The 7,781-nt window shown below is 72.1% G+C and carries 6 protein-coding genes; 5 read left to right on the top strand and 1 reads right to left on the bottom strand.

Annotated elements, in window-relative coordinates; translation table 11 throughout:
• Nucleotides 1-164 precede the first annotated feature (164 nt).
• The 3 genes from polA to QH283_RS26130 all read left to right on the top strand — a co-directional run bounded on the left by polA (nt 165) and on the right by QH283_RS26130 (nt 5,186).
• Nucleotides 165-2,900, top strand: a complete 2,736-nt coding sequence (gene polA / locus QH283_RS26120) for a DNA polymerase I (RefSeq protein WP_280505587.1) — start codon at nt 165-167, stop codon at nt 2,898-2,900.
• Nucleotides 2,901-2,986: 86 nt separating this feature from the next.
• The gene (locus QH283_RS26125) at nt 2,987-4,219 is read left to right on the top strand and encodes an NAD(P)/FAD-dependent oxidoreductase (RefSeq protein ID WP_280505588.1); all 1,233 of its coding nucleotides are present in this window, start codon (nt 2,987-2,989) and stop codon (nt 4,217-4,219) included.
• A gap of 70 nt (nt 4,220-4,289) precedes the next feature.
• Entirely contained in the window at nt 4,290-5,186 is an 897-nt protein-coding gene (locus QH283_RS26130; RefSeq protein ID WP_280505589.1) for an RNA polymerase sigma-70 factor, read from the top strand.
• 113 nt (nt 5,187-5,299) lie between these two features.
• On the opposite strand, the gene QH283_RS26135 is transcribed toward QH283_RS26130, so the two are convergent.
• Nucleotides 5,300-6,790, bottom strand: coding sequence for an amidase (locus QH283_RS26135; protein ID WP_280505590.1), 1,491 nt, complete (start codon nt 6,788-6,790; stop codon nt 5,300-5,302).
• A 192-nt stretch (nt 6,791-6,982) separates the two neighbouring features.
• Here QH283_RS26135 and QH283_RS26140 point away from each other — a divergent pair, with 192 nt between their 5' ends.
• Both QH283_RS26140 and QH283_RS26145 read left to right on the top strand, forming a co-directional pair.
• Nucleotides 6,983-7,159 carry a hypothetical protein gene (locus QH283_RS26140; protein ID WP_280505591.1) on the top strand — a complete coding sequence of 59 codons (177 nt, stop codon included), beginning with the start codon at nt 6,983-6,985 and terminating at the stop codon, nt 7,157-7,159.
• 86 nt (nt 7,160-7,245) lie between these two features.
• On the top strand, nt 7,246-7,698 hold the full coding sequence (locus QH283_RS26145; protein ID WP_280505592.1) for an alpha-isopropylmalate synthase regulatory domain-containing protein: 453 nt from the start codon (nt 7,246-7,248) through the stop codon (nt 7,696-7,698).
• Nucleotides 7,699-7,781 lie beyond the last annotated feature (83 nt).

Below are 7,781 nucleotides of genomic sequence, written 5' to 3' on the forward strand. Positions count from 1 at the left end.
CCCTCTGGCGGGGGCGGTCGGGGCGGGCGCGGGCGGGGGGGGGGGGGTTTTCCTCGCCCCCGGGTGGGGGGCGCCCCGCCCCCCCCCCGCCCCCGGGGGGGGGGGGGGGCCCCGCGCCACGCCCCGCACGGCGGCTGTCGGTGCGGCTCAATACACTCTGTCGGGTGACTCCAGCGACCAGCTCTCAGCGTCCGGGTTCCACCTCAGCCCCCGCCGGGGGTGACCGGCCCACCCTGTTGCTGCTGGACGGGCATTCCCTCGCCTATCGTGCCTTCTTCGCGCTACCGGCGGAGAACTTCAAGACGGTCACCGGCCAGACCACCAACGCGGTCTACGGCTTCACCGCCATGCTCATCAACCTGCTGCGCGACGAGAAGCCAACGCACATCGCGGCGGCGTTCGACGTCTCCCGCAAGACCTTCCGCACCGAGGCCTACCCGGAATACAAGGCCAACCGCAGCCAGACGCCCGACGAGTTCCGCGGCCAGGTGGAACTGACCAAGGACGTGCTCGGCGCGCTCGGCATCCCGGTCATGGCGATCGAGGGCTACGAGGCCGACGACCTGATCGCCACCATCACCACCCAGGCGCGGGCGCAGGGCTTCCGCATCCTCATCGTCACCGGCGATCGCGATTCGCTGCAACTGGTCGACGAGGACGTGACGGTGCTCTACCCGCGCAAGGGCGTCTCCGACCTCACCCGCTTCACCCCGGAGGCGGTGCAGGAGAAGTACGGTCTGTCGCCCGCCCAGTACCCGGACTACGCGGCGCTGCGCGGTGACCCGAGCGACAACCTGCCCGGCATCCCGGGCGTAGGGGAGAAGACCGCCGCCAAGTGGATCCGCGAGTACGGCGATCTGGCCACCCTGGTGGAGAAGGTCGACACGGTCAAGGGCAAGGTCGGTGACGCGCTGCGCGCCAACCTGAGCAGTGTGGTGCTCAACCGCCAGCTCACCGAGATGGTCAAGGACGTGCCGTTGCCCTACACCCCCGACCAGCTGGCGCAGGGGCCGTGGGACCGGGAGAAGATCCACCGGCTGTTCGACGATCTCGAGTTCCGCGTGCTGCGCGACCGGTTGTTCGAGACGTTGTCGCCGCCGCAGCCGGAGGCCGAGTCCGGCTTCGAGATCAGCGGCGCCGCGCTCACCGCCGGCGCGATCGCAGACTGGCTGGCCGAGCACGCGAAAGCCGGTGTGCGCCACGGGGTCTCGGTGGTCGGGCGGGGCATCCCCGGCAACGGTGACGTGACCGCGCTGGCCATCGCGGCCGGCGACGGCGAGAGCGGTTACCTCGACGTCGCGATCCTCACCCCGGAGGACGAGGCGGCGCTTGGCGCCTGGCTCTCCGACCCACGGGTGCCCAAGGCGTTGCACGAGGCCAAGTCGGCCATGCACGCGCTGCGCGGACGCGGCTGGCGCCTCGCCGGACTCACCAGCGACACCGCGCTGGCCGCCTACCTGGTGCGGCCGGGGCAGCGCAGCTTCAACCTCGACGACCTCTCACTGCGTTACCTGCACCGCGAGCTGCGCGCCGAGACCGACGACAACGCCCAGCTGTCGCTGCTCGACGACGAGGACAGCCTGGAGGCCGAGACCGCGCGCACCCAGATGCTGCGCGCCCGCGCGGTGCTCGACCTGGCCGAGGCGCTGGACGCCGAGCTGGAGAAGATCGAGTCCACCGCGTTGCTCACCGACATGGAGCTGCCGCTGCTGTCGGTGCTGGCCGAGCTCGAGCACGCGGGCATCGCCGTCGACTGCGACCAGTTGCAGGCCTTGCAGCGGCAGTTCGCCGACAAGGTGGCCCAGGCCGCCGAGGCCGCCTACGGGGTGATCGGCAAGCAGATCAACCTCGGCTCGCCCAAGCAGTTGCAGGTGGTGCTGTTCGACGAGCTGGACATGCCCAAGACCAAGCGCACCAAGACCGGCTACACCACCGACGCCGACGCGCTGGAGTCGCTGTACGAGAAGACCGAGCACCCGTTCCTGGCCCACCTGCTCGAGCACCGCGACGCCACCCGGCTGAAGGTGACCGTGGACGGGCTGCTGAAATCGGTCGCCGACGACGGCCGCATCCACACCACCTTCAACCAGACCATCGCCGCCACCGGCCGGTTGTCCTCCACCGACCCGAACCTGCAGAACATCCCGATCCGCACCGACACCGGACGGATGATCCGCGACACCTTCGTGGTCGGCCCCGGCTACCACGAGCTGATGACCGCCGACTACAGCCAGATCGAGATGCGCATCATGGCGCACCTGTCCGGCGACGAGGGCCTGATCGAGGCCTTCAACTCCGGCGAGGACCTGCACTCGTTCGTGGCGTCGAAGGCCTTCGACATCCCGATCTCCGAGGTCACCCCCGAGATCCGCAGGCGCATCAAGGCGATGTCCTACGGCCTGGCCTACGGGCTGAGCTCCTACGGCCTGTCGGCGCAGCTGAAGATCAGCACCGCCGAGGCCAAGGAGCAGATGGACATCTACTTCTCCCGCTTCGGCCGCATCCGCGACTACCTGCACGAGGTGGTCGAGCAGGCCCGCAAGGTCGGCTACACCGAGACCTTGTTCGGCCGGCGGCGCTACCTGCCCGATCTGGACTCCAGCAACCGTCAGCGCCGTGAGGCCGCCGAGCGGATGGCGCTCAACGCCCCCATCCAGGGCACCGCCGCCGACATCATCAAGGTCGCGATGATCGAGGTGTACGAGGGCATCGCGGCGGCCGGGCTGCGTTCGCGGATGTTGTTGCAGATCCACGACGAACTGGTCTTCGAGGTGGCCGAGGGGGAGCGGGAGGCGCTCGAGCAGCTGGCCCGCGACCGGATGGCCTCGGCCATCACGCTGTCGGTGCCGCTGGACGTGTCGGTGGGCACCGGGCGCAGCTGGGACGCCGCCGCGCACTGACCGATGGGGTGACCCGGGTCCGGCGTGTCACAGATTCCGGGTCGCCGGTGTCTTGTGTCCGAACCCCGCGAACGGAGGAGGACACGATGAGCGAGCAGCGCACATTCACGGACACCGAGCGCAACGGCGCCGGGCCCACGGAGTCGGGCCACGGCGGTGACCGGACGACCGAGGTGGTGGTGGTCGGCGGCGGTTATGCCGGGGTGATGGCGGCCAACCGGCTGACCCGGCGGGAGGACGTGCGGGTGACCCTGGTCAACCCGCGCCGGGAGTTCGTCAACCGCGTCCGGCTGCACCAGTTGGTCGCGGGCACGCACGAGGCGGTGGTCGATCTCGGGGAGGTGCTGTCCGACCGGGTCCGGCTGGTGGTCGACAGCGTCACCCGCATCGACGCGCCGCCGCGCGTCGTGATCGGTTCGGCCGGAACGACTCTCGGCTACGACCACCTGATCTACGCGGTCGGCAGCGCGGGCGCGGCGCCCACCGTGCCCGGCGCGGCCGAGTTCGCCCACCGGATGGAGGGGGTGGAGCAGGCGCGCAAGCTGCGGCAGGTGCTCGACGACACGCCGCTGTCCGCGCCGGTGACCGTCGTCGGCGGCGGCCCCACCGGGATCGAGGTCGCCGCGGAGCTGGCCGAACAGGGGCGCGCGGTCACCCTCGTGTGCGGGGAGCGGCTCTACGGCTACCTGCATCCGCGGGTGCGGCGCGCGATCGCCCGGCGGCTGAGCGGGGTCGGGGTGACCGTGCTCGAGGGCGCGGACGCGACCGCCGTCGAGGTGACCGCCGAGACGGTGCGGCTCAGCGGCGGGCACCGCGTGCGCAGCGCGGTGACCGTCTGGACCACCGGTTTCACCGGACCCGAGCTCGCCGAGCGCAGCGGCCTGCGCACCGACGAGACCCTGACCAGCATCGACGACGAACGGATCGTCGCGGCGGGGGACTGCGCGAACCCCTCGGGAGTGCCGCTGCGGATGAGCGCCCAGAGCGCCCGCCCGCTGGGCGCGCACGCCGCCGACACGGTCCTGGCCAGGATCGCGGGCGAGCAGCCGAAGGCCATCGAGATCGGGTTCTTCGGCCAGTGCATCGGGCTCGGCCGCCGCGCCGCGGTCATCCAGCTGGCATCGCGTGACGACACGGCCAACCGGTTCGGGCTCGGCGGGCGCGTTCCCGCCATGATCAAGGAGGACGCCTGCTCCAGGGTCATCGACGAACTGGCGGCCGAGGCCCGGGATCCGGGGCGGTTCTCCTGGCTCTTCCGCGACCGCACCCGGCCGCGTGCGGTACGGGAGGCGGGGCAGGCCGTGCCGGCGCGGAGCTGACCGTGTCGCTCGGCGAGACATGTTCTCCGGCAGCGCCTTCGGGGAACCTGCCAAAGAAGGGGACAGACAGATGAGCGAGCGGCCCGCCGACCGGGCGACCGAGGCGTTCCTCGCGCACCGGAACCTGTTGTTCACCGTCGCCTACGAGATCCTCGGCTCGGCCGCCGACGCCGAGGACGTGCTGCAGGAGACGTGGCTGCGCTGGGTGGAGGTCGAGGCGGACGGGGTGCGCGACGAGCGCGCGTACCTGGTCCGCATCACCACCCGTCAGGCGCTGAACCGGTTGCGCACGGTGCGCCGCAGACGTGAGTCCTATGTGGGGCAGTGGCTGCCCGAGCCGGTGCTGACCACACCGGACGTGGCCGAGAACGTCGAGCTGGCCGAGCGCATGTCGATGGCGCTGCTGCTGGTGCTGGAAACCCTCGCGCCGACCGAACGGGTGGTGTTCGTGCTGCGCGAGGTGTTCGAGGTCGGCTACGAGGAGATCGCCGAGGCCGTCGGCAAGTCGCCGGCGGCGGTGCGGCAGATCGCGCACCGGGCCCGCGCGCACGTGGCGGCGCGACGGCCGCGGACAACGGTGTCCGCGCGCGAGGCCGAGGCCGCGCTCGCCACCTTCCAGCGGGCGCTGCAGAGCTGGGATCTGCCCGCGCTGTTCGAGGTGCTCGCCCCCGACGTGGTCATGATCGGCGACGGCGGCGGGCTGGTGCGGACCGTGCCGAAACCGGTGGTCGGGGCGGAGAAGGTCGTCCGGCTCGTCGCGGGCGCCGTCGCCAGGCGCGGCGTGCGGCTGTCGTTCCGGCGGGTGGTGGTCAACGGCGGTCCCGGCTTCGTCGTGGCGGTGGACGGCGTCTTCGACGGGGTGATGGCGGTGCATCTCGACAACGGCCTGGTCGCCGGTCTGTACTACGTGCGCAACCCGGAGAAGCTGACCCACATGGGCGAGGAGATCACCCCGGCCCTGCGCTGACACCCCCGCGCAGCCCCGCCGCCACCCCGCGCAGCGCCGACACCCGGACAGCGCACCCGGGCTCAGCGTTGCCCCCGGTTCGGTGTTGCCCCCGGTCCGGCGTTGCACCCGGTTCAGCGGGCGGGCAGTTCCGGCGGCACCCGGTCGAACCACGGCGCGGCGGCCTCCAGTTGGGCGGCCAGGCGCAACAGCAGCGCCTCGCTGCCCGTCGGGCCGGTGAAGTGCACGCCGAGCGGCAGGCCGTCCGGGGTGAGCGAGAGCGGCACGCTCATGGCGGGCCTGCCGGTGACATTGGCCAGCTGGGTGAACGGTGCGGCGGACAGATTCGCGACGACGGTGTCGCGATACAGGCTCGTGCGTGCCACCACGCGGCCCGCGCCCGCCCGCAGCAGATGCGGCAGCAGCAGGCCGATCGCGCGCGGCACGTCGTCGCGGCCAACGGGCAGCGGCGGCTCGGCCAGCGTGGGGCTCAGCAGCAGGTCGTAGCGGGAATGGAAGTCGGCCAGCGCACGGGTGTACTCGTTCCAGCGGTCGCCCGCGGCCACCAGTTCCGGTGCGGCCAAGGCGCGGCCGACAGCGGCCATGGCCTGGGTGTCGACGTCGAAGGCGGCGGGAGAGGCGCCGGTACGCGCGCAGGTCTGGGCGACCGAGGCGGCCAGGTGCGCGGTCCACACGGTCATGAAGTCCTGGGCCAGCCGCTGTCCGTCGATGGCCGGTTCGGCGGGCTCGACCGCGTGGCCGAGCGTCTCCAGCAGCCGGGCGGCGCGGGTGACGGCCGCGACGGCGTGTTCGTCGACCTCGGTGCCGAGCGGGGAACGGTCGGTGAAGCCGATGCGCAGCGGTCCCGGCGGCATGGCCATGGCCTCGCGATAGGGCTGCCACGGCCGGGCCACCGTGTAGGGCGCGCCGGGATCGGGGGCGGAGAGGATGTCGAGCATGGCCGCGGTGTCGCGGACACTGCGCGAGACCACGCCCTGCACACCCGCGCCGAGGATGGAGTCGCCCGCCAGCGGGCCGTTGGGGACCAGGCCGCGGCCGGGCTTGAGCCCGAACAGGCCGGTGCAGGCGGCGGGGATGCGGATGGAGCCGCCGCCGTCGTTGGCGCCCGCCACCGGCACCACGCCCGCGGCCACCGCGGCCGCCGAACCGCCCGAGGAGCCGCCCGGCGTGCGCGCGAGATCCCAAGGATTGCGGGTGATTCCGAAGGTGCGCGAGACGGTGACCGCCTTGCAGCCGAACTCCGGCGTGGTGGTCTTGCCGAAGATCACCAGTCCGGCGTCCAGCCAGCGCCGCACCACGATGCTGTGCTCGGCGGCCGGGACGCCGCGCAGCGGTCCGGTTCCCGCCGAGGTGGGGAAACCGGCGTAGTCCTGCAGCAGGTCCTTGATCAGGAACGGGACGCCCGCGAAGGGGCCTTCCAGCCGGCCGGCGGCGCGTTTCCTGGCTGGCGCCTCCATCAGCAGGGTGAGCGCGTCGAGTTCGGGGTCGACCTCGGCGCAGCGGGCGAGGGCAAGCTCGAGCAGTTCGATCGGGCGCACCTCACCGGCGGCGACGAGTTCGGCCAGTCCGACGGCGTCGTACGCGCGGTACTCGTCGAATCGCATAGGACATTCCCTCATATGGTTGTGGCCCGTCGGCCCGCGCCACGCCGGGCACGCCGCGCGGGACACGCCGAGGCGGCCGGGCATGGTGGCCGGCACGGCGGGGCGCCGCGGCCGAGGTGGCTGTGAGCTGCGGTGATGATACTCACCGGTAGCGACATCGGGGGCGCTATAAGGTTGCGGTCCGGTCCATCGGTGCCTATTGTCGACACCGTGCCGAATCCCGCTCATCGCCTCGCCGCAGCGCTTGGTGTCGCCGACCGCGACGCCGCGTCGTCGATGGCTCTTGCCGGGCTCACCAGGAACGCGCAGCTCGCCGCCACCCCGGCGTACGCGCTACCCGTCGTAGTAACCCGCCGTAGCGGGGTCTGATTTTCTGGACCGGCCCCCTCGCTGCGGGCTGTTACTTCTGTTGATGCTGGTCCCCTCCACCGACTTCTTCGGGAAGACCTTCTTCAATGACCATGTCTTTTGCCACCATGCCCACCACCATCGATGCCGAGGCGCTGGCCTCCGCCGCGCCCCGCGGCCTGCGCGCCGAGGCGGCCGGAATGACGCCGGCCGAGTTCCACGACCAGTACTGCCGGGACAACGGCCCGGTCCGGCTGTCGGACTGGGCGGCCGTCTCCGGCCGTGCCGCCGCCTACACCGCGACGCTCGAGTTCGCCGACCGGCTGCGCACCCTCGCGACCACCGGCAGCCCGGTCGCCGCGCTGACCTCGGCCCTCTACGAGGAGGGCTACCCGGTCGAGATCCTGCAGTTCCATCAGCGCCACACCGGTGAGGGCACCGCGACCTTCATCCGCTGCGAGTTCAACGGCAAGCGCGGCTGGGGCGCCGCCCTGGCCGGTGACAGCGCCGAATCCTCGGTCCGCGCAATCCTTTCCGGCATCAACCGGCTGGGTTCCTGACCTCGTCGCGGGGGGCCCGAGCGGCCCCCCCCCCCCCCCGAAACGCCCCGCGCCCAGCGGGGGGGGGGGGGCCGTGGGAGGCG

Source organism: Nocardia farcinica (genome assembly GCF_029867845.1).
Lineage (GTDB): Bacteria > Actinomycetota > Actinomycetes > Mycobacteriales > Mycobacteriaceae > Nocardia > Nocardia farcinica_A.

Bases quoted from the DNA above. Each gene is read 5' to 3' on its own strand.
- QH283_RS26135 (WP_280505590.1), bottom strand. From the start codon at position 6,790: ATGCGATTCGACGAGTACCGCGCGTACGACGCCGTCGGACTGGCCGAA.
- QH283_RS26145 (WP_280505592.1), top strand. From the start codon at position 7,246: ATGACCATGTCTTTTGCCACCATGCCCACCACCATCGATGCCGAGGCG.
- QH283_RS26125 (WP_280505588.1), top strand. From the start codon at position 2,987: ATGAGCGAGCAGCGCACATTCACGGACACCGAGCGCAACGGCGCCGGG.
- QH283_RS26130 (WP_280505589.1), top strand. From the start codon at position 4,290: ATGAGCGAGCGGCCCGCCGACCGGGCGACCGAGGCGTTCCTCGCGCAC.